22 protein-coding genes and 1 riboswitch are annotated in these 22725 nt (G+C 45.1%); of the genes, 14 read left to right on the forward strand and 8 right to left on the reverse strand.

Translation table 11 applies throughout. From position 1 onward, the window contains the following. The first annotated feature begins 56 nt into the window (after window positions 1-56). The 7 genes from lptE to recQ all read left to right on the forward strand — a co-directional run bounded on the left by lptE (window position 57) and on the right by recQ (window position 8248). Window positions 57-572 (forward strand): LPS assembly lipoprotein LptE, encoded by a 516-nt coding sequence (lptE, locus tag ACZ5V1_RS10050; RefSeq protein WP_160714550.1) that lies wholly within the window; start codon window positions 57-59, stop codon window positions 570-572. A 180-nt stretch (window positions 573-752) separates the two neighbouring features. Further along, a complete protein-coding gene (gene holA / locus ACZ5V1_RS10055; protein WP_464388722.1) occupies window positions 753-1724 on the forward strand; it encodes a DNA polymerase III subunit delta in 972 nt (323 codons plus the stop codon). A 118-nt stretch (window positions 1725-1842) separates the two neighbouring features. Beyond that, on the forward strand, window positions 1843-2520 hold the full coding sequence (radC, locus tag ACZ5V1_RS10060) for a RadC family protein (protein WP_464388723.1): 678 nt from the start codon (window positions 1843-1845) through the stop codon (window positions 2518-2520). Window positions 2521-2542: 22 nt separating this feature from the next. After that, window positions 2543-2812 (forward strand): acylphosphatase, encoded by a 270-nt coding sequence (locus ACZ5V1_RS10065; RefSeq protein WP_464388724.1) that lies wholly within the window; start codon window positions 2543-2545, stop codon window positions 2810-2812. A gap of 70 nt (window positions 2813-2882) precedes the next feature. Further along, window positions 2883-5288, forward strand: coding sequence for an endopeptidase La (lon, locus tag ACZ5V1_RS10070; RefSeq protein WP_464388725.1), 2406 nt, complete (start codon window positions 2883-2885; stop codon window positions 5286-5288). Window positions 5289-5440: 152 nt separating this feature from the next. Beyond that, the gene (locus ACZ5V1_RS10075) at window positions 5441-5926 is read left to right on the forward strand and encodes a hypothetical protein (RefSeq protein WP_464388726.1); all 486 of its coding nucleotides are present in this window, start codon (window positions 5441-5443) and stop codon (window positions 5924-5926) included. A gap of 105 nt (window positions 5927-6031) precedes the next feature. Beyond that, complete coding sequence (recQ, locus tag ACZ5V1_RS10080; RefSeq protein WP_464388727.1) at window positions 6032-8248, forward strand: DNA helicase RecQ; 2217 nt, start codon at window positions 6032-6034, stop codon at window positions 8246-8248. Between the two features lie 60 nt (window positions 8249-8308). Here recQ and ACZ5V1_RS10085 read toward each other — a convergent pair whose 3' ends face one another. From ACZ5V1_RS10085 to ACZ5V1_RS10095, 3 genes are all read right to left on the reverse strand, one after another. Further along, window positions 8309-8533: a MoaD/ThiS family protein gene (locus ACZ5V1_RS10085; protein WP_464388728.1), complete on the reverse strand. Its 225-nt coding sequence runs from the start codon at window positions 8531-8533 to the stop codon at window positions 8309-8311. A 111-nt stretch (window positions 8534-8644) separates the two neighbouring features. Next, on the reverse strand, window positions 8645-9619 hold the full coding sequence (locus ACZ5V1_RS10090; RefSeq protein WP_464388729.1) for a GAF domain-containing protein: 975 nt from the start codon (window positions 9617-9619) through the stop codon (window positions 8645-8647). Continuing rightward, the gene (locus ACZ5V1_RS10095) at window positions 9609-10841 is read right to left on the reverse strand and encodes an HDOD domain-containing protein (protein ID WP_464388730.1); all 1233 of its coding nucleotides are present in this window, start codon (window positions 10839-10841) and stop codon (window positions 9609-9611) included. Before ACZ5V1_RS10095 ends, ACZ5V1_RS10090 begins: the two co-directional genes overlap by 11 nt. 186 nt (window positions 10842-11027) lie before the next feature. Between ACZ5V1_RS10095 and ACZ5V1_RS10100 the strand changes: the two genes are divergently transcribed. From ACZ5V1_RS10100 to ACZ5V1_RS10120, 5 genes are all read left to right on the forward strand, one after another. Next, entirely contained in the window at window positions 11028-11492 is a 465-nt protein-coding gene (locus ACZ5V1_RS10100) for a CvpA family protein (protein WP_464388731.1), read from the forward strand. Window positions 11493-11593: 101 nt separating this feature from the next. After that, the gene (gene mazG, locus ACZ5V1_RS10105) at window positions 11594-12391 is read left to right on the forward strand and encodes a nucleoside triphosphate pyrophosphohydrolase (RefSeq protein WP_464388732.1); all 798 of its coding nucleotides are present in this window, start codon (window positions 11594-11596) and stop codon (window positions 12389-12391) included. Between the two features lie 24 nt (window positions 12392-12415). Continuing rightward, complete coding sequence (locus ACZ5V1_RS10110; protein WP_464388733.1) at window positions 12416-13330, forward strand: hypothetical protein; 915 nt, start codon at window positions 12416-12418, stop codon at window positions 13328-13330. Window positions 13331-13484: 154 nt separating this feature from the next. Continuing rightward, window positions 13485-14627, forward strand: a complete 1143-nt coding sequence (locus ACZ5V1_RS10115) for an AI-2E family transporter (protein ID WP_464388734.1) — start codon at window positions 13485-13487, stop codon at window positions 14625-14627. 30 nt (window positions 14628-14657) lie between these two features. Beyond that, complete coding sequence (locus tag ACZ5V1_RS10120; RefSeq protein ID WP_464388735.1) at window positions 14658-15248, forward strand: uL10 family ribosomal protein; 591 nt, start codon at window positions 14658-14660, stop codon at window positions 15246-15248. A gap of 12 nt (window positions 15249-15260) precedes the next feature. Here the strand turns inward: ACZ5V1_RS10120 and ACZ5V1_RS10125 are convergent, their stop codons facing one another. Continuing rightward, complete coding sequence (locus ACZ5V1_RS10125) at window positions 15261-15824, reverse strand: hypothetical protein (RefSeq protein WP_464388736.1); 564 nt, start codon at window positions 15822-15824, stop codon at window positions 15261-15263. A gap of 197 nt (window positions 15825-16021) precedes the next feature. Between ACZ5V1_RS10125 and ACZ5V1_RS10130 the strand changes: the two genes are divergently transcribed. Continuing rightward, window positions 16022-16405 (forward strand): hypothetical protein, encoded by a 384-nt coding sequence (locus ACZ5V1_RS10130; RefSeq protein ID WP_464388737.1) that lies wholly within the window; start codon window positions 16022-16024, stop codon window positions 16403-16405. 102 nt (window positions 16406-16507) lie between these two features. Here the strand turns inward: ACZ5V1_RS10130 and ACZ5V1_RS10135 are convergent, their stop codons facing one another. The 4 genes from ACZ5V1_RS10135 to murJ all read right to left on the reverse strand — a co-directional run bounded on the left by ACZ5V1_RS10135 (window position 16508) and on the right by murJ (window position 21874). After that, a complete protein-coding gene (locus ACZ5V1_RS10135) occupies window positions 16508-17446 on the reverse strand; it encodes an HlyD family secretion protein (protein ID WP_464388738.1) in 939 nt (312 codons plus the stop codon). 15 nt (window positions 17447-17461) lie between these two features. Continuing rightward, window positions 17462-17665, reverse strand: a complete 204-nt coding sequence (locus ACZ5V1_RS10140) for a DUF1656 domain-containing protein (protein WP_464388739.1) — start codon at window positions 17663-17665, stop codon at window positions 17462-17464. An 8-nt stretch (window positions 17666-17673) separates the two neighbouring features. Further along, on the reverse strand, window positions 17674-19908 hold the full coding sequence (locus ACZ5V1_RS10145) for an FUSC family protein (RefSeq protein ID WP_464388740.1): 2235 nt from the start codon (window positions 19906-19908) through the stop codon (window positions 17674-17676). A 403-nt stretch (window positions 19909-20311) separates the two neighbouring features. Beyond that, on the reverse strand, window positions 20312-21874 hold the full coding sequence (murJ, locus tag ACZ5V1_RS10150; RefSeq protein WP_464388741.1) for a murein biosynthesis integral membrane protein MurJ: 1563 nt from the start codon (window positions 21872-21874) through the stop codon (window positions 20312-20314). 289 nt (window positions 21875-22163) lie between these two features. Then, window positions 22164-22271, forward strand: a riboswitch (SAM riboswitch). Between the two features lie 129 nt (window positions 22272-22400). Between murJ and ACZ5V1_RS10155 the strand changes: the two genes are divergently transcribed. Then, window positions 22401-22670 (forward strand): hypothetical protein, encoded by a 270-nt coding sequence (locus ACZ5V1_RS10155; protein ID WP_160714594.1) that lies wholly within the window; start codon window positions 22401-22403, stop codon window positions 22668-22670. Window positions 22671-22725 lie beyond the last annotated feature (55 nt).

The following is a 22725-nucleotide window of genomic DNA, read 5'->3' on the forward strand; positions in this document are numbered from 1 at the left end:
CCGAGCCAACAAGCTTTTTCTTTTTTTGACACAAACAACAACACAGGAACCTTGGTATGACGTTTCCTACATTATCTTCTGCATCCCGCATCTTTGCCGTTCTTTGCTTACTGGCATCTCTTTCCCTTACGGGTTGCGGATACTCCCTGACAAACAACCAACCAAGCCTTTTTGGCTCTGGCTCTTCAACCATGCGTATCAGAGAAGTTAAAAACTCTACAATTTACCCATGGATCAATCAGGTTGTTCGTTCCTGCATGTATGACGAAATTACCGATAGAAATATCGCTGTGATGACCGCTTCAGAATCCTCTGATTACAGCATGGTTATTGATATCGAAAGATTCACTATCAATAGCCGAGTTCTTGGTACTAAAGAGGAAACTCTTGAATACACAATCACTCTGACATTCAGTGCTACTGTGTATGACTCTAAAAACGAAGAAATCTGGACATCGAACAGTACATCGCTTTCCCGTTCATACCCGACATCCGATGCCCGCTTTGCTGGCACACAAATTACAAACTTAGTTGTTCAGGCGATGGTCGATAAAATGCGTAATACATTCTAGCATTACGGTACATACCGTAGACCAACGCGATACCATTGTATATAAAGAGGCTCGGAGTTATTACTTCGAGCCTTTTATGTTGGCAACACTACGTCACCTCATAAATATCATTTTTATCCAAAGCAAAGCTTACTACTAGTGCTTGCTGTCCCTTTTGAACAAGAGAAAACAGGACTAACCATGCCAAGACCCGGATTTTCCGTTTGCGTCTGCCCGGATATTCAGCTGACGAAGAACTACATTGACACTCTGTTGCAGGATAACCCTGCTCCTGAAGGAGCGTGGGCAAAACACGTATACTGGAGTGACGAAGGATTACCGCCTGTTTTCTGGGAAAATCTTACACTGCAAGGTTTATTCGCATCACCCAAGGTACTTATAATCCGCAACGCACAGAACCTTCCTATTGATGCGTGGCGCAAGTTAAGTACCGCTTTAGGACAATTTAATCCTCTGGCATGGGTCATCATTTGTCTGGAAGCACCATACGACAGAGGTAAGCCGAAAATTCCTGCCGCTGTTAAAAAACTTCCATGCTGGCAGCTTGCAGAAACAAAAGCATGGGTGTGGCAGTCTGCCGGGCTTACAGAGCGCGCTATGCGCGGCTTTATTGAGCAATGGGCAGCGAAAAATGAAATACTCATTGAAACAAAAATCGTGAATGCCCTTTCGCATGTGTTACCGCAGGATGCTTCCGCGGCAAAGAACGAGCTGGATAAGCTTGCGTTGGCTGCCGGAGATTCCCGCACCATCACGGACGAGCATATTAAAGATATTTCGCATGATGCTGATATGGACATATTCGCGTTCATTAACGCATTGCAATCCGGTAACGCCCCTGAGAAAGTATGGAAGAAAGTTATCTCCAACCAAGCGGCCGGTGATGCTATGATCTTTTCATTCCTCGCGATGCTCCTGCGTGAAGCACGTATACTTTGGCAGCTGTATGCAGGAGAAAACGTACGGTTACCATCCAATGTTGCTCAGCAGAAAAAGCGTCTCGCCACCAATCTTGGCCCTGTACGTCTTTCAAAGATATGGGACTTAGCACTTGAAGCCGAAATGGGAATTAAGACTGGAGAGCGCAAACCAGAGCAGGCAATGGAAATATTAGTTGCCGGTCTTCTTGCACTTTTCACCCCGCAAAAATAGCTTTTTTGCATTTTTTCTTCGTTTCTCATCTCTTTTTTTCGTCTCGATGCCCCTTTTTTGTTGAAATATAATTAAAATTCACCTGTTACCGCTTGCCACAGCGCAATTCCTGTTTATTATGACAGAAAAAGCTCACTATCATGGACACAGAAAGCGTCTGCGCGAAAAATTAAACAAAGACGAGCAGGCGCTAGCGGATTACGAAATTCTTGAACTTGTACTTGGTACGGTAATTTTACGTTCTGATACAAAGCCACTTGCAAAAGAATTATTGAACCGCTTTGGCACCCTACGAGGCGTACTTGATGCGCAGGACGAAGACCTGCGTCAACTTAAAGGCTTTGGTGAATCTCTTGTAAGCCATTGGAAACTGTTGCGGGAACTTTTCTCCCGATACATGGAATCTGGTATTTCAGAAAAAAAACAGCTTTCCAGCCCTGCCGAAGTGGCAGAAATGGCGCGCATCAGATTAGGCCGAAAAGAAAAAGAAGAGTTCTGGGCTGCCTTTTTAGACAACCAGAACAGACTTATCTCGTGGGAACGAATTTCAACCGGGACAGTTAACACCACCATGATCTACCCAAGGGAACTCATGGAGCAGGCATTGCAACGCAAAGCCAGTTCATTGGTAATTGTCCACAACCATCCGGGCGGAAACCTGACACCTTCTTCTCCGGATATAGAAATAACACGGCATATTGTTCAGGCTGGACGCATATTAGGAATCAGACTGCTCGACCATCTCATTATTACTGCGGACACGTACTACAGCCTAAAAGACGAGGGACACATGTAAAACCTTCCAAAGGAGGCGTATCATGGCCAGACAGCGCTATATAGTAACGGGGAAAGTGCAAGGGGTAGGTTTCCGATATTGGACACACCACACAGCTTTTTCGTTAGGCCTGCGCGGCTGGGTACGTAATCTTCCTGATGGGAGTATTGAGTTGGTTGCAGACGGTGACATTACCACCCTGCAACAGTTTGAAGAAGAACTTTGGCAAGGCCCCATAAAAGGTCAGGTTGCCACGGTTACACCGTGTGATACAAATTTACGGGAACCACTCTCAGGGTTTTCCATGCATTAATTGGATTTTACTGCCAGGGCTACGGCAGAAGAAAATATAACACCGTTTTTGCCCAGCTTGGAGGGCACCGATGACCGAAGATATGATGAACAACACACCTATCATAACTGAAGAAGAAGTTCTTTCCGGAGCGTTAGAGCACGATATGGACGGCACCTTACCGGAATTTCCAGCGGAACTTCCAGTACTGCCCGTTCGAGATATTGTTGTCTTCAACTATATGATACTTCCGCTCTTTGTCGGGCGCGAAAAATCTATTCAGGCTGTAGACGCTGCTCTTAACGGCAGCCGCTACATGATGATTACAACACAGAAGGATGAAGCGACAGAAGACCCTTCTCCTGAAGACCTGCACACTACAGGCACAGTTGTAATGATCATGCGTATGCTTAAAATGCCTGACGGACGCCTTAAGGTTCTCGTTCAGGGCGTAAGCCGCGCAAAAATTGAACGTTTCACCAGCACAGATCCATATCTTGTAGCTGAAGTGAACGGTCTGGAAGAAATCGAAATTGAAGATGTTTCCGTTGAGACAGAAGCAATGATGCGTGCTGTCCGTGAACAGAGTGAAGAAATTCTTTCTCTGCGCGGTGTGGCAACATCTGAAATTATGTCTGTTCTCAACACAGTACATGATCCCGGCCGTCTTGCAGATTTGATTGCAGCAAATCTGCGCTTGAAAGTGCCGGACGCACAAGTAATTCTCGAATGTAACGACCCTATTGAACGCCTTGAACGCGTCAATCAGCAGCTCCAGAAAGAATCTGAAGTGGCAAATGTACAGGCACGCATTCAGTCCATGGCTCGTGAAGGCATGGATAAAGCACAGCGTGACTATTACCTGCGTGAACAGCTTAAAGCTATCCGCACCGAACTCGGTGAAGGTGAAAGCGCTGAAGAAGAAGCTGAAGAGCTTGCAGAAGCACTGAACAAAGCAGGTCTTCCTAAAGACGTTCGTAAAGAAGCAACTAAGCAGTTACGTCGTCTTACCGCTATGCATCCAGAATCTTCTGAAGCAAGTGTTGTGCGCAGCTACCTTGAGTGGCTTTCTGAACTGCCTTGGAAAAAAATGTCTCGTGATCGCCTTGATATCCTCAAAGCACAGGAAATTCTCGACGAAGATCACTATGGATTGGAAAAAGTTAAAGACCGTATTCTTGAATACCTTTCCGTCCGTAAACTCAATCCAAAATCCAAAGGACCTATCCTTTGTTTCGCGGGCCCTCCGGGTGTTGGTAAAACGTCTCTCGGACGTTCCATTGCCCGTTCTCTTGGCCGCAAATTCCAGCGTATCTCCCTTGGCGGTATGCGTGACGAAGCAGAAATTCGAGGCCATCGCCGCACCTACGTTGGCGCCATGCCGGGTCGTATCATTCAGACTATGAAACTTATGGGTACACGTAACCCTGTTATCATGCTGGATGAAATCGACAAACTCGGCTCCGACTTCAGAGGCGATCCTTCTTCTGCTTTACTCGAAGTGCTTGATCCGGAACAGAACAGCAACTTCTCAGATCACTACTTAAACGTACCTTTTGATCTGTCTAAAGTTATGTTCATCTGCACCGCAAACCAGTTGGACACAATCCCTGGCCCATTGCGTGACCGCATGGAAATTATCCAGATTCCTGGATACACCATGCAGGAAAAAACTCGCATTGCACGTCGTTACCTGCTGCCTCGTCAGGCAGAAGAAAACGGCTTGGGTAAAGATGAAGTTTCTATTCCAGACAACGTACTGTCCAAAATTGTTCAGGAATACACACGCGAAGCCGGTCTGCGTAACCTTGAACGCGAAATTGGCTCTGTATGCCGTAAGCTTGCACGTCAAAAAGCAGAAGGCACCGCTGGTCCATACAAAGTAACAGCAAAAACTCTTCAGAAACTTCTCGGTATCCCACGCTTCATTGATGAAGAAAAAGATGCTGTAATGATTCCGGGTGTTGCGCAAGGTCTTGCATGGACTCCATACGGCGGCGTAATTCTTAACATCGAAGTTACCCTTATGAAGGGTAAAGGCAAACTGACACTTACAGGTCAGCTTGGTGATGTTATGAAAGAATCTGCTCAGGCAGCTCTCAGCTACGCCCGTGCAAACGCAGCAGAACTGACTATTGATGCAGACTTCCTTGAGAAGCATGACATCCATATTCACGTTCCTGCCGGTGCGACTCCTAAAGATGGTCCATCTGCCGGTGTAACTCTTCTCATCGCACTTATCTCTGCGCTTACAGGCAAGCCTGTGAATCAGAACCTGTGCATGACTGGTGAGATTACATTACGCGGACGCGTTCTGCCTGTTGGCGGCATCAAAGAAAAAATTCTTGCCGGTGTTGCTCGCGGATTAGAACAGGTATGCATTCCTAAACAGAATGAAAAAGACCTTGAAGATGTTCCAGCTGATTTACTCAAAAAAATTGAAGTACACACAGCATCACACATTCAGGATATCATCCCGTTAGCTTTCACTAAATAATGCAGTAACATTTGCATAAAGGTCAGTGCTACCTTGATATCTTGCTGGACTCTCTTTGCTACTTTTGATAGCCAAAACGTCCACTGATCACATAATTAATAGAGGCGGTGAATAACAATTCACCGCCTCTATTTTATTAAAGGATATGCTTCATGCAAACTGACGATGCAACACTTTCCAATCTCCATCCCCTCTTCACCCGCCTTTCAGGTCAGGTTATCTGGCTGCTTATGGAAGAACACGATGCATCCTCGGAAGATGTTAATGCCTTTATGGATAATGTCATGGCATGGAAAACAGCCCACCTGCAAACCATGCGACGTGTACTTGAAGACAACAGTCTGTATGTTCAGATTACAGTGGATCATATCGGCGATATCCCGACAGATCAGGAAGCATGCATGACATGCGAAAACCTGAGTGATAAAATTATTTCTGCGTCACATCCAGATCTTATTTCCATGCTCCCGCCGTACTCACTGGGGTGTCGATGCCGTGGGAAAATAATTACAGAAGCAGAGCTTCCAAAAAAGCCTGAGTTTCTGACTCCTGAGGATTGTCCGAAGCATTCCTTTATGTGTGAAACGGGCTGGTTTCTTAACTACCCGTGGGCAGACTCACTCAGCAAAAAGAAGTAGTCTTCAATAGAGGTTGTACCCCGTTACAGAGGTACTGCGAACATTCCTCAAAAGCTTTGCTAACCATACGTTCCTGCGCTATCTTCCCGCACACAAGAGGGAACAATGAACCAGACTCCATTAGATATTCTTCGGACTACATACGGCTTTCGAGATTTTAGAGGCAAGCAGGAAGAAATCATCAATCATATGATTGATGGTGGCGATGCGCTTGTCATTATGCCTACAGGCAGCGGCAAGTCACTTTGCTATCAGTTGCCTTCCATCGTTCGTAACGGTACAGGCATTATCGTTTCACCACTGATTGCTCTTATGCAGGATCAGGTGAACGAATTAGTGCAAATGGGTGTACGGGCGGCCTTTCTGAACTCGACCCAAAGTCCGCAAGAACAGAGCATGGTGGAGCAACAGCTGCGCAACGGCGAGCTGGACATGGTATATGTAGCTCCTGAACGTCTTGTTACCCCTGTCTTCCTCGCACTGCTGGATGCAATCAAACCGGCACTGTTTACGATTGATGAAGCCCACTGTGTTTCCCAATGGGGTCACGACTTCAGACCGGAGTACACACGTCTTTCTATTCTGCGCGAACGCTTCCCGCAGGTACCGCTTATCGCCCTCACGGCGACGGCTGATGACCCTACCCGTAAAGATATTGCAGAACAGCTGCATCTTCAGCAAGCTCCTGCCTTTGCAACAGGGTTCGACCGTCCTAATATTACCTACTCTATCCAGAATCGTGAGCGCGGACTTGACCAACTTTTCGGCTTTATCCGCACCAACTACAAAGATGAGTCCGGCATTGTATATTGCCAGTCCCGTAAAAAAGTTGAAGATATCGCTTCCAAGCTCGTTGATGCCGGATTTAATGCTCTGCCATACCACGCGGGCATGAGTGCGATCCAGCGTAACCACAACCAGTCTAAATTCATGATGGAAGAAAATGTCATCATGGTTGCAACCATTGCATTCGGCATGGGGGTCAACAAACCGAACGTACGCTTCGTAGTGCATCTTGGACTACCTAAGAGCCTCGAAGCATACCATCAGGAAACTGGTCGTGCAGGTCGTGATGGCCTTCCGGCAGACGCACTGCTTCTATACAACCTGCAAGATATTGTACTTGCACGTCGTATGATCTCACGCTCTGCGCCTAACCGCGCCATCATCGAGCAACACAAATTCAGTTCTCTGCTCGGATTCGTGGAAACCACCGAATGCCGCCGCAACGTTATCCTTTCCTACTTCGGAGAACACCGCGAAGAAAAATGCGGTAACTGTGATACCTGCCTGTATCCGGTTGAAACTTGGGACGGCACAATCGCAGCACAAAAGGCATTGTCCTGCGTCTATAGAACCGGTCAACGGTTTGGTGCAACACACCTGACAGATATTTTAATCGGTAACCTTACCAAACGTGTTACCGAGCACGAGCACAATCACATTAAGACATTCGCCTGTGGTAAAGAGCTTGGTAAAGAAACATGGAAAGGTGTTTTCAGGCAGCTTGTAGCCTCTCAGATGCTTGAATCTGATCCGGAAAACGGTAGCCTGAGACTGAATGAAGCCAGCTGGCAAATTTTACGTAGTGAGAAAACAATTTCGCTACGCCGCGAATCTCTTTCCGCCACAGCCGTAAAGCACGTGGACAAAAAAGAGACAGACGCAGCTATGCAGGATGCCTTGCGTCTCCCTGATGCAAACCAACTCTTGGACTTGCTCAAAATGGAACGTACACGGGTCTCTCGTGAACAAAACATCCCGCCATACTCTGTGCTGCCGGATAAGACCCTTATTGAGCTTGTAGCATACCGTCCGACGCAAAAAGACGACCTCTGCAACATCCACGGTATCGGTCAAACAAAGCTTGCCATGTACGGTGACCTTATGTTGACCGTACTCATCAACTTTGAAGCAGAATACGGTAGACCGGAGGCGCTTCCACCACTGCCGCAGCGAGCTGCTGCAAAGCAGAAAAAAAAGGATGCCGGAAAGACTATTACCGACACCGTGCAAAAATCGATTGATCTGTTCAAACAGTTTGGAGATGTCCACCAAGTTGCTGCCGAGCGCAGTCTTGTTGAAGGAACTGTCTACGGACATATTGCACGGGCAGTTGAGTTGGGCGAAATTGCACTGGCAGCAGTCACAGCGCAACTTGCGGCAGAAGAGATTGAATCTATCCGGTCAGAGGTAGCTGCGGCTATCGGTACCGGAACCGGCATTAAAGGGGCGCATACCGCCTTGCAGGGAAAATATGACTATGGTCTGCTTCGCTGTATCGCCGTTGATCTAAAAAACGCCGGTTCTGAAGAATGGTAAATAAAAATGCCCTCAACTACATACGTAATTGAGGGCATTTTCTTGTCATAAACAAAACTATTAACCGCCACCGACGGCAGGGAAAAGACCAAGTCGATCTCCTTCCTTCAACACGCTTTCAAGTGATTCGTGTTTTCCGTTAATGAACATAATCTTCACATCTTCTACAGTAATACCGAGAGTATCTATAACCTGCTGGATGGTTGTCCCATCGTCAACAGCCAGAGTATTTCCTTCCGGTGTAAAATCAGAAAGTGTGGCGAAACATTTAATTTCTATCTGCATACTGTGTCCCTTTATTTGCACATCAAGTGTAAACAATAAGAAAAAAGAAAGAGGAATACAAGATAGAGGTTCCCATCAAGGGCACAGACATGGTGCCTATCCCTTCAGGTACTACATCCCCTCTACCAGTTCTGACCCCGTATGCATTTCGTCTGCTGGTGCCAATACTCCTCGTAACACAATACTGCCGTTTCGCTGTAACGGGGTAATGTGAAGACTTACAACCTTCTGACCGTCAACAGTTTCAAGTACTGTCTGGGTGCGCATGGTGCTTTGAGGCTTGGCGAGTGCTTCTGTTTGATATTCCAAAACAGGCACACCAAAAGCGAAGCAACTGATAAGTAGCGACGCTATTCGATCCCGCTCTTCGGGGATTAGAAAATCTATGAAATGACTTTTTTCCGGCGTAGCAACACTACCCAGTAACTTTCCAGCAATTTTATTTGCAAAAAGAATGCGTCCGCATTCGTCTATATCAAGCACCCCTGCCGGAAGAGAGTCTGAGAAAGCAACGACATCTTCGCCGCCGCTTCTAAAACATTTGTAAAGTTCAAAGACCTCAACAGCAGATGCACAGTTTTTACAGACTATAGAAAGTAATGCCATTTCAATAGCTGTAAGGTTTTTTGCCCCTTCAGGAAAAATCCCAACAAACATTCCCCGCACACGGGAAGATGTTTCCAGAACATGAAGCAGTACTCTGCGCTCTAAATCCGCAGCATGTACAACAACCGGACGTCCCTCTTTAAGGGCAAAAGAAAACATACCGCTATCAATAAATGAATTGGTAGCAGCCTCAATTTTTTCTTTCCAGTCCTGCTGGTCTGAATAGGCCAAATAAAAGTCAGACGTGCCCTCATCAACCAGATAAACAGCAGAGACAGTAAAAGGTGTAATAGTTGCTGCGCGCGATACCACTTCATGTAACAACAGTGTGGGTTCATGCAGCGAACTGATACTCACTTGGAAATCACCTAGTGACGCAGCTAACTCCAGCGCATCCAAAGTAAATCGCGCCTGATCTTCCAGCCGCGCGACTCGATCTTCAAGATACTCGACACCGGAAGGTGCTGTTTTATTCTCCATATGCCAACCGTATAATTTCTTTAGACTTCAGATAAATAACATTCACAAGTTCAGAAAGAGTCGCTTCCGTCATATTCAACATTTTCCACGCATCTGAATCTACAGACGGTAGAGGAACATCGTAAACGGGATCAAATGTAAGCGCCTTTGCGATAACTTCTGCAACATGCATTACAGCGTATTCTTTAGTATTCACTTCACTGAATGGAGTATGGTGTTCCCGCACACTTTTTTCCATAGAAGCAGGAAAACCAAGTCGTTTTAAAATATGGCCACCAAGTTCTGCATGGTTCATTCCCATATACAGTTCTTCTACTGCACACAGTTCTGCTCCACTGCACAGCACTTGATCACGCACTTTCTCATACGTGGATGTAAAGCCACGGCTGTAGAATATACAACCTATATCTCGTAACAATCCATTAGAGAAAAAACATTCTCTTCCATATACGCCTACAGCAGCAGCAATGTAGCGTGCGGCAATTCCTGTTGTAATGCCTACTCTACCATGGTGCATTATCACTTTTGAGTTATAAGACTCTTGCACATGATGTATGTATACTAGCATAATTGCTAAATACAATACAGTCCTGTTTCCCAAAAAAGCAGTACAACTATAAATCGATTTAATTTCGCAATTTGATACATGAATCAAAGCATCACATATCTTAAGCAATTTACACTTTACTTTATCATTTTTGTCTATTGCAGAGACTACAGCCTCAGATGTTACATAGACATCATTTAGCATATTCGTAAATGTGAAAAAGTCTTCAGGAAAGTCGTCATATCCTGAAAAAACATCGTTTACACCAACATGCGATATACGGTCACTGCTGCTAAACGCCTGTAATTTATCCGCAGAAGATGGAAACAGATATGCAAAAAAACCGTCACAATTCTTTCCACAACTGTTTGCCAATCTAATTGAGTCTTTTATTAAACAAGAAACCGGAAATGCTTCAGTGTCGATATCACCATACAATGTTTGTATACCGACTGCTGACCTGTCAGCCAGAACGGTGCATTCTTCATTAGAAAGTATGTCTGCAAAATCTTCATCAGAAAGCTCTTCAAATGGCAGCTCTCTGACACCCCAAATTTTGAGCACACGTAAAGTTTGCTCTGTAATAACATGTCCAGATGAAAACAGCCTTCTCCCATTGGCAATATGCACATCACCAGAGAGAGTCTGCCCTATTTCAAGGCTAGAAATCGTCATGGTCTTTTATTATCCCCTAATAGCAACACGCAAATAACAAAGTCGTACAAAACCATTTCGACAATAAGTACCCATAGTTACCGCCAAACGCAATTGCAATTGTGTAAATAGCTGTCTTTTCCAACGTTTTTTTTTGTGCTACGACATACGGAGATTCAAAACCGATTTACTTTTTGTAGGCACTGCATGAACTATCTTGATCTCATATTTATCGTAATTACTGGATTTTTCTGTGTCCGCGGATTTTTTCGCGGTTTAATTCTGGAAGCTACGTCCATTGGCGGCGTTGTTGGCGGTTTTATTCTAGCCAACAATTATTACGAACAGCTTGCGATCCATCTTGAATCTTTTATTGACCATCAATGGGTCGGTGTAGCAGCGTATGCTCTCATATTTATTGGTGTGCTGCTTGCTGTTGCCATTGTTGCGGGCATACTCCGTAAAATCATCGGCGCTGCCGGTGCCGCATGGCTTGATTACTCTTTTGGTGGTGTACTCGGTGGTGCTAAGGGGCTGCTGCTTTGCTGCATTATCCTTGCGTTCACCTTACATTTCTTCCCTAATGCACAGGTCGTACAGACCTCTATTATCGTACCCCATCTAAGTTTAGTAACAGATATGCTACGGCAGTTTATTCCCGCTACGTTATAAACACAACTTTACGATTAACTGCCCTTGCCTAGACAAGGGCTTTTTTGTGTGTATTTACTGTAAAAACCATACCGTAACCAAAGAAAACGATGAGCAAAACAATGAATAAAAGTACTACTGAATCCCTGCTTGCCCTGCGGAACGTTATTGACGAGCTCCTCGGTGAAAACGGATGTCCTTGGGACAAAGAACAGACCCCGCAGACTTTGTGCGACTACCTGCTGGAAGAAACCTACGAACTGGTAGATGCCATTCGCAGCGGTAAGAATGTAGATGTACGCGAAGAAATGGGCGATGTCATGTTCCTCGTGCTCTTCATCAGTAATATGTATGAAAAAGAAGGCTTCACCCTTGCAGACTCCATGCAGGAAAACGCAGCCAAAATGATTCGCCGCCACCCGCACGTGTTCGGTGAAATGGACGTACAGAACGTTGAAGAGATTTGGGCTAACTGGGAGAAGATTAAACGCGCAGAAAAGAAAGGAAGCGACGAAGACAAGCCAAAAGGCACCTTTGACAGCCTTCCTAAAGGACTTCCTTCCCTGCTCAAAGCTTACCGTTTAAACTCTAAAGCTGCTCGCGTTGGATTTACTTGGAATGAGTACACCGACGTAGAAAAACAGTATGAGTCCGAATGGAAAGAATTTGCTGCGGCTATTGAGTCCGGTGACACCGAAGCTATTGAAGCTGAATTCGGCGATGTGCTCTTTACACTGGTAGAGCTTGGCAGACGTAAAGGCATTAAAGCAAACACCGCCCTTGATAGAACCAACTTAAAATTCCTTGATCGATTCGAAAAAATGGAAGCTCTCGCCCACGAACGAGGCTTAGTTTTTTCAGACCTCTCTTTTGAAGAAAAAGATGCGCTCTGGGATGATGTAAAAAAGCAGAACGATTAGTTTCTAGGAACTAGATTGCATTCCATGCAAACCACTATCGAAACGATCTACTCCATACTCAGTCACTGGCTGGAGAATGGGCAGAAATTCACAGCAGACGTCAAGGAATATGCTGAAGTAGTCCTTGGCGTCTGCACTCTTTCTGAACTTGAACCACTAGTTACCGAGTGCGACAATCCGGATGTTGAGCCTTTTTTCGAATATATAATTTTTCCGGATAAAAAGCTCCTCCATGCACTGGAACCTGTCCTTACAACGCCACTTTCCAGTGCAGATGTAGCCCGGCTTGTTTCCCGCCTTATTGCAGACAGGCCTTGCATGGTTCTTCACGAAGCAGAGCACTCATGCACATTCCCTATACCGGAATGGATGTGGAACGATTTTATTACACGCCTACACCTTGAAGATACGACTGTATCCTTCCTTATGGAGTCTATGCCTGACAGTGCTGAGTCAGTATCTATAGAAACACGTAGCTACTTACGCACTGCAAACATACCGAACTCGCCATTCCTGCATTCCGCACTCTTACAATTTTTCATGGCAACCCTGCCGCATGATCCACTGTTCCATTCGATGCTCACCACATGGGTTGGCGTTCTGACGTCACTTTCCACGAGTCAGGATCATACGAACACTTTACTTATGGAACATCTCGGAAAACGCAGACGTCGTCTCTACAAAGCCATTTTTGATGCAAACGAGTTCACAATAAAACTCCAACGCTTCAATATGGAAACCCTCATGATGTCCGGTGACCTTCCCCCTGCCATTCATATCGATGATGCACGTATGCAGATTCGCATTATTGACCGCATAGCAATCGCCCTCTTTCAAAAAAATGTGGGAGCTATTGAGGAGCTGGAAGACAGAACATGGGGAGACTACAGCGAGTATCGTCAGCAGCTCACCCCACTTCCCGCTCTGGACGAAAACTAATCTTGTAATAAGTTACCTGTACCAAAGTATAACCCATCATTTTTCATTGGCGGTTACTCTATATTACGGCTACTATATCCCACAACCTGACTTGAAAAACGCACAGGTATCCTGCTTTTGCGTATGAACCTATATATGGATAAATCCTCTGATTATGACTGAAGAAACAAAAAAAAATATCACTCCCTGCAAGCCCGATCACATAGGGCCTATCCTTAAATTTCCGCGCAACAACTTGTTCCGCTACTTCACCATTCTCTTACTCATGTTCTCCTTGTATCTGGCATACCTCATTGCTGCGCCTTTTTTACACACAATAATTTTATCTATTGTCGTCGCAGCCTGCTGTTATCCAATCTACAAGCGCATTCTTAACTTAGTGAATGGCCGTGAAATGTGGGCATCCACCATTGCCATGCTTCTCCTTGTTCTATGCATAGCAGTACCAATGAGCTTCTTCATTGCCAGCCTCATTCCTCAGGCTGTTGATAGTGTACATGCAATCACAACATGGCTCCAGCAATCACAGTCAGACTCATTCCTTTCTGACATTCAACACAATCCGGCACTACAGTGGTTTCATGAACAACTGCCATTTTTTGATATAAATGAAACTGCAATAAAGTCGTATCTTGCAACCATCTCCAAGACTGTCGGTCAGTATCTTGTATCCTTCGGCACATCAGCTCTGGGTGATACCTTAAACTTTGTTGCAAAGTTCCTTCTCATGCTGTTGATCGTCTTCTTCTTACTCAAAGACGGCAGCAGAATGATTGCAGGACTCAAATATTTATGGCCGATGCGTGAGTCTCAAGAAGATGCGTTGATTAACACATTACGCTCCACTTCCCGCTCCGTACTGGTTGGTGGTCTGCTCGTAGCAATCATTCAAGGTATTGTTGGCGGCATCGGACTTGCCTTTGTCGGCATTACCCCTCTTTTCTGGGGAACTGTGATGAGTTTTTGCTCACTGATCCCTATTGCCGGTACTGGTATTGTCTGGATTCCGGCAAGCATCTACCTGCTCATCACTTCCGGCTGGCAGCAGGCATTATTCATGGTGCTTTGGGGCGCAATTCCCGTTGCAGCAATCGACAGTTTTTTACGTCCATACTTCATGCGTGAAAGCGCCGGTGTGTCCGTGTTTTTCATCTTCCTGTCCATCCTTGGCGGATTAAAAGCTTTCGGCATGCTCGGCATTCTGTACGGCCCGCTTATCCTGAGTTTTGTAATGGTTATGCTGAAAATTTACGGTGAAGAATATCACCACGTATTATCTGAAAATTCCCGCCATTAACATCGGGCAATACTGCGCAAAGGTGCAACAATGACGCAACTGAATCTTACAATTGAAAATACACCTCAGGCGCACGCCACTTGGAAATATCTTACGCAGTCACCTTCAGAGGTGCCTGCGGATATTGGCGATAGCATGATGAACTTTTTGACGCAGCGCCTTGAGTTTGATGCGGAGTACATTGACGCACAGGTTAAAACCATTTTCATTAATGGCAAACCGGTGGATGATCTGGACACAGCGAGTGTTCCTGCTGATGCACGTATTGCGCTTGGTGCTGTTGCACCGGGCGTTGCAGGGATGACAATGGTTCGCAACAGCCCAATTTCCGGAATGCGCAGCGGCATTACGTATCAGAACACAGAACCAGTTCAAGATATAACAGAAGGCACCGTAACGCTCTTACTGTTCAACGCTATTATGGAAGATAAGGGATTACAGATACTGAAAAAAGGCATCACTATTCCTGCTGGAAAGCTGGAACGTATTGTTGAGGAAGTGCCTGAATCAATTTCCACAGCGTATCTGGATGATTCATCTATAACAGCTGCGCAATTGCTTGAGTGGATACGAAAAAACCCGCAGTCACATGTGCAACTACGGGTTAATTCAAATTCATAAAACTTCGTACTGTTACTTGGAGTCGGATTCGAAACCAGGAATGGTAAGACTACCGCTTCCCTGATCTTGCCCGTTCCCTTTAGGACAGTCCGGCTGCAGGTAACAAATGTCACATGCACCCTTGAATGGGTAAAAAGTAAGTACTGCGTAACGGCGTGAAAGTGCGGAAGCGTTGTCGTTGTAAGGACAACCGATATCTTCCATAGCGTCCACAAGGCCGTCAGTCGGTCTTGGTGCCGGAGCACAACCCGCATTTTCAACGTCTGGAAGAATGGAGTGGATGCTACCCATCACAAACGCCTGCGCAAGGTTGGTAATCATAAACGCATCAGATGGTGAGTCATCCCATGCGTCGTCAGTATCTTTTTCCACTTCCTCATCAAGCCAGATGGCGAGGTACTGGATTTTTCCTACTTTAATTTTCTTTACGGTAAGGTGGTTAAGCCACTTTTCCCATAAAGCAGACATCTTATCCATCAGCTCACCGTCTACACGAGTCTCCTGACTCAACTTCAACAATAATTCAATATCAAAATACGGTTTTGCTTCAAGATTTTCGCTTGTATATTCAGCCATGATCCTCTCCCGAGATGGTTGATTTCGTAAGCCGTGACTGTGCTGTATAACAGCAATTCAGTCAAGTCCCGCAGCCCGGAGAAGCCTTTGCTAACAATGATACACCTGTGTATATTACTTAACATCTTAACATGCTATTTCTCGCGTAGTTACCAAAGGTAGCTGCAATAAAAAACAATCACGTGCAGGAGAATACAATGCCCCGCAATTTTAAACTTCCATCAAAAATTCGCTTCGAATATGACATCCGCGAAGGCATTAAACAACAATACACGCATGGTGTATGGGGCGGAGTGAACTCGCAGGGCGAAATAGAAATGAATTTCTATACCGAATCTGACAAGCTCCCTTCATTCTCCGAGCGGAACATAAATCCAGACGGAACATTAGGGCCGGAACTCATCGTTCAGACAGATGAAAAGACTCTTGTACGAGATGTTCATTCACGCATTGTCATGAATTACCAAACCGCACAGGCGTTACGCCAATGGCTTGATGAAAAATTAACAACGATTGAAACAGAAGAAACAGACCTCACCGAAACATTCTTCGCTGAGCCTGAAGGCGGACTTGAACAATAGCCAAGTTACACGAACAGATGCCTACTACGGCATGTTCAATAAAAGCAAATACTGCTGGAGATCCCTTTTTCCACAGAAATACAATCACACATAAAGACCGGTTTAATAGCCGGTCTTTTTTTGTCTGACACTTTGGCGAACCTCACCATCTTCTCTATACACCTCACCGCGTGCGTCAGTGTCGATCAAAATAGATGCTGTTGTCCCCACACGGAGTCGAACATTAGGCGGGATATGGGTTAGGTAAATTCTGATCGGAATACGCTGAGCAAGACGAATCCACTCAAAGGTTGCATTAACTTCCGGTAGTAGATTTTGCCCTAGGCTACTGTTTGATTGGTATATGCCCCACCCCAAACTTTGAACCACTCCCAGAATAGGCGTTTCTGGATAGCCCATAAGTGTAACCTCTGCCTTGTCCCCCTTGCGAATATTTCGAATCTCGGTCTCCCTGAAATACGCATAGATCCAATATGTAGAGGCATCGACAATAGAAACTAAAGGAACATCTGCCACAGACATTGTGCCTTTGTATAAACTATAGTTCGTTATATATCCGGACACGGGTGCATATACGTCCGTGAAGTTCAAATTCAATTCCGCTGTTTCTAACAATGCTTTTGATTCGTTAACTTTTGCATCTGCTGCCTGCCAGGCATATTCATACTGAACAAGGGCCTGACGGGCGATTGCATCTACATCTTCCTCCACAAGCTTACGGGAACGCATAAGTACATCCAATGCTTCTGCAGCATTCGCTTCATCGACTTTCAGCTGCGCCTTAGCCTGATTTACCTCCGCAATAAATGTACTTTTATCTACAGTGAATAACAGCTCACCTTTTTTCACATATTGATTATCCCTAAAGCCTACATAAACGATAGGCCCAGTCACACGTGAAGCGATGGTAATGATGTCTGCCTGCACCTGCCCATCACGCGTCCACGGCTTAATCAAAAAGTCCTCATAACGCACCAAAAGAACAACAATTGCTGTTGCTACAAAAGCGCATGTGAGAAACCATTGAAAAAGACGCCTCATACTCATAACCCTCTGTTATGCAGGAATTACATATTTACCCAACAAACATGTGTAGAGCACTACCAGTGAAATAAAGACAAGTGGCGGATAGCCAACGTACTGAGAAATCCGAAAATAGTTCAAAACAAATGCCGTACCCAAAGCACACGTTACTCCTAAAATAAAATTTGCCAGTAACGGTGAAAAATAGATCCCTAGAAAGGATAATTCATGTGGCATAGATCCTCCTAAAAACGTGGCTGTACCCATTTGTTCCAATCAATAGTTTTTGAGGCAGTCATGTATTCGATCATCGCATTTGACAACCCGCGGTTACGCCCAAGTAACAGGTAAAGAAATTCATTCCCCTGCTGACTAACAGCCTGTCCTTCCATATCTGCCTGCTTATTTAAACGCTCTATTGCGTGCTCCAGTCCCAGCAATCGACGACGAACACTTTTTTGAATCTTGTCCGGATCAAAATTCGGTGAAACAACTTTGTGTTCCAACAATTCAAATGTAGCAACCTTAACGTGACGCCAATCATTCAACATAGCCGACAACTCGCCCGGTATCGGAAAATCCCGTTCTTTTTTGTGGGTCAGGTATAAAGAAAAAAGTGCTTCACCTAACAACTCAAAGGAAAAAATCACCTCGCCTATTTGCTTTCGTGAAATACCTATACGCTTTTCATCCATCAGCTCAGCGATACTCAACATGGTTTGCGGAATACGAACAAAGTTCTGCAAACATGCTTTTAACCGCATACGTTCAAGAAAAGTAATCTCACCCAAAACCGCTCTTGGCATTATTTCTAACAAGTAGCTTGCACTTGAAAAAAAACGTCTTCTCACCCGCATGAAACGCCGCTCCGGAATCGGATATGACGTAATATACAAACCAACGCTCACAAGAATACCGGCAACCCCCATTGCCATCCCGCTATTGAGAATCGACGTAAAATCATACTGCTGCACATTAGAAAATCTTGGAAGCGAAAGCCATGCAAGCATCATCGCCAACTTAAACAATGCCTGATTCGCTTTTATACACGTAAAATAGACTACAAAAGTTACGCAAAAAATGAGCGTTCCTAACTCGTAATATGTTGTCATATGCTGAAGTGTCAGCACATACACCACAATGGCAATAATTGCGGCTGAAACATAATAGATTCCATCCCGCAAAGGAGCATGTGTCTTCACAAATACTGAGATAAGCGAAAACGCCCCGCCAAGCATCAGAAATTGCGCGTTATCCAACCCCGGCGGATATAAAAAAAACCAAATAATTACGATCACAGAAAAAAGCACAACACTTTGGAATGCATATGTTAAGTATTCATAATTCAAAGGAAATTCCCACACACCTTTAAATACAAACGGCTTGGGTTGTTCCAACGAATTGTCATGAAAAAAACAGTGATAGTGCATTATCGCGTGAACCAGATTTCCCATCTCATTAAACGCATCCTGAACAACTAACACCTGAGCTTGCAAATAATGCGGAAGCTCCTGAAAGGCAGATTCATTACGCTTTAAGGAGATGGCCTTAGGAAAATTCCGTAAATGCTCTGCGTGTGATCCTTGCTTCATCGCAACGAGCCTTGTCTCCATCTGCCCCACTTTTGAACTCAAGTCAGGTAACGATGCCTGCATATAGTCCTTACGCAATTCAGGAAGAACCCACCCCCATCGCAACTGTGCCCGAACAAGCTCACGGGAATGAACAATAAAGGAGTGCCAATCATCGCGATTTTCCCAGACGTTATAGGAATCTGCAATCGCAAACCCGATAAGTTCTTCAATGTTATCTAAAGCTCGAAATGCCTTTCTCTGTAAAGCAAACACCTCTTTTTTACTTTTAGTCTGTACTCTTCTCATCTGCGCTTTAAACAATTCAGCATGGAGGCTGGTCATTATCCCGACTTTCTCTTGAAGAATAGGCCATGCACTGCGGCGCCATAACAGCAATGCAACAGATGCATACACAGTCATCCCCAGACAAGTTTCTTCAAGCCTCGCCAAAGCATAGACAAAAACTTTGTCACTTTCAGGAATTGCAGTCGTAATAACCACAAGACATACAAAGGAGATGGTGAAGAAAAAATAGCCGTTAACCTTACACGCCTGCAAAAAGTACATGCAAATACCGCAGTAAGTAATCAGTATCGGGAACAAAAATATTGGTTGTTGAGGAAAAATAGAAAAAATAGTTAATGCGACCGTCCCACCGATGAGAGTACCGGGAATACCCACAAGAGCACGCCGGAAGGCCTGCCCCGTTGTTGAAAAGCTCATCATAAGTACAGCGAATGCTGCCCAGTACGGTTGCTTGAAATCGAGATAAAATGCCAACGCAACAACAATACTCATGGAGAGCGCAGGCTTAATGGCATCAATGACACGCAACTGAAAATCATGCGACAAAGATCCCTCGCCCCATGCTTCAAATTTATGTTTTAATGCGGACAACGATTCCATTTGCACCTCTATTCGCAGCCATCAAATTCCTTGCACGATGACCTTAGAACTCCCCCTGTTCAACCCCAAAAGCATTTGTACCTAGCACGCCCACCCTGCACACAGCCTTGCTATCCAAGTGCGGCTGCCTGTCCGTAACTGCTCATAAAAAATAGTACATGGCATAACCATCTACGTTCTTAGTAATAGTTAAACACACCTAACTCGGCTTACATGTTATTTGTGGAGTATCATTAAGAAATTGTCATCTCGCGCATTGCTACAAAGAGCATAAAAAAAATCCCTTCGTTAATACGAAGGGATTTTTGAGGTTTAGAACTTTAGTCAGCTGATTATTAGGAGACAATACCACATGATGCCCCATAACTAATCAAGAGGCATAGAGCCTTGATGATTTGGAACCCTATGCACGTCGCAATATGCGCTTGCGAACAAAGGTCACAATCGGCTCAATCGCTTTAGGTGCAAGCAACATTGCTGTGCACATGTACAATACACAGAAAAGGGTTCCGCTTACGGCCAATGACACAAATGCTCCCGTTAACGGCCTTCCTTCCAACAAGAGAGGAATCTGCTGTACAACATAAACTGATGCCGCCATTGCAGGCACACACAGCACTGCTGAAAGCAAAAACATGCGCACCACGCCCTTAAAGGCATCGCCACCAAATCTACGCGTCCAGACGGCTGAAAGAGCCAAAGTATAGAGTACGACAGACATGGTGCCTGCCATTGCAACTCCCATTACGCCAATTGTTTTTCCAAGGTACCAGTACACAGGAATAGCAAGAAGAGAAATAACAGTCCCCACAACCGCGGGTGTAATGGTATCTTTATGGGCGTAGAAAGCACGTCCTATCATTTGCTGCACTCCCCAGAAGGCCACGGAAGCAAGCATAATTTGCAGAAGCGGTGTTGCGCCAAGAGTTTGCTCTACACCAAAACTTCCCTGCTGGAAGATAAGACGAAGCGTTGGTTCTGCGGCGCTGATCATCCAAAACGAAAGAGGCACAATAAAGAGCATCGTATTACGTAATGCTCTGCTTAGTGTGGTGTTGAACGCCTCTGTATCCCCCTTGGCCACTAATGCCGCAAGAAACGGATATGAGGCAACACCTGCGGCTTGCGCAACAACGCCTACCGGCACGAGCATAATTCGTCGGGAATAGTTCAGCAGGCTCACAGCACCGTCACCAGTGAGTGAACCGAAGATCCGGACAAACTGCTCATCAAGAACCACAACAGATTGTCCAATCATAAGTGGCAACGCAAGTAACACGAACTTTTTCAGTCCCGGATGACGCAGGGTAAAATGCCACTGAAATCCTCCGTTGCGGACAGCTAAATATGGCAACATAAAGCTACCTGTTGCTGCACCGAAGAGCACACCCCAGCAGAAACCTTCCATGCCGTAATCGATCATGAAAAGGCCGCCAATAATGATGCTCGCGTTGTACACAAGGGGAACAAGCGCCGGAACCACAAATTGCTTACGCATATACAGCACACCGGAAAAACATGATCCAAGTAAAAAAAAGATCTGCGCCGGTAAGATAATACGCAGGAAATAGGTAAGACGCGCAATTGAAGGGGCATCAAACCCCGGTGCGGCAATCTTGGCTAAATACGGTGCCCCGACCCATGCCACGCATGTTCCGGCCGTAATTACGACACACACCCAGAACAGCACAGAGGAAAAAAACTTCCAGCCATCTTCTTCGCTATTGTTAAAATATTCAGCAAGTAGCGGGATAAGTGTAATGGAAAAATACCCGCCCGCGAGCAGGTAATTAAGAAAATCCGGAATAACAAATGAGGCAAAATAAATATCAGACTCTATGGATGCACCGTAATAAAAAGAAATAACTTTATCACGAATAAGCCCCATAAATCGCGACAGGAAGATGCTGACAGCCATAATAACTGCCGCAACGCCCATGTGCTGTCTGTCTGTTAAAAACGCCATATGTGCGTTCGCTCCTTACATAAAAACCCATAAATAGTATGCCATATTGCGAATACTATCTGCTCATAAACAATTAACGTTACCTACCTTATCGAAGTCTGAAACGCCACTTATGGTTTCTCCGGCATTTTATCGAAACGTACAATTGTGTTAATAATATAAAAAACAACAATCTGTTTTTCTTGTTATAGTCCCCACATATAGCATATAACTATCCATAATAACAGCAATATCACTTTTCGCACATTTACTGCTTGACTTTATTAAAAGTTGGATCATACTAAGCTCATACTCATGCAGAGGACACGAGGGATTTGGCCCATCGACTGTCCGGCAACCTGTACTACTACATAGTGCAAGGTGCTAAGCCAACCGCACACTGCGGAAACCATGAGGCTGTTTGTACACGTTCAGCCTCTCATTTTTGAGAGGCTTTTTTTATTACTTCGGGCGGATTTATAGCGATTGCGCGCCCGGTCAAAAATACAGCTAATAGCTTTCCGGATTCCGGATAAGGAGATTGTTTATGTTAGCCTTTTTAACACAGTTTGCAGAAGCCCCAAAAGCAAATATCGTGTTTTTGTACCATGATTCCACCGTGCAACCTGCCCCTGCGCAGTACGCCGACCCATTGGAACTCTTAGGCGACATACGAATGCTTCATCTTACGCAGGCACAAAAGAACGAACTGCGTGAATTACTTCGTAGCGATCTCGTCACAAGTGACGAGCGTGAAATATGGCGCCACAGAGCGCTAAGGAAAAACTTGATCCATTCTCTTGGTCGAATAGTTTAACCTCCCAATGAGAAAGCCAAAGGAAGTGGTCCTTTGGCTTTTTTTATGACAACTC

The sequence above is a fragment of the Halodesulfovibrio oceani subsp. galateae genome (assembly GCF_055397225.1).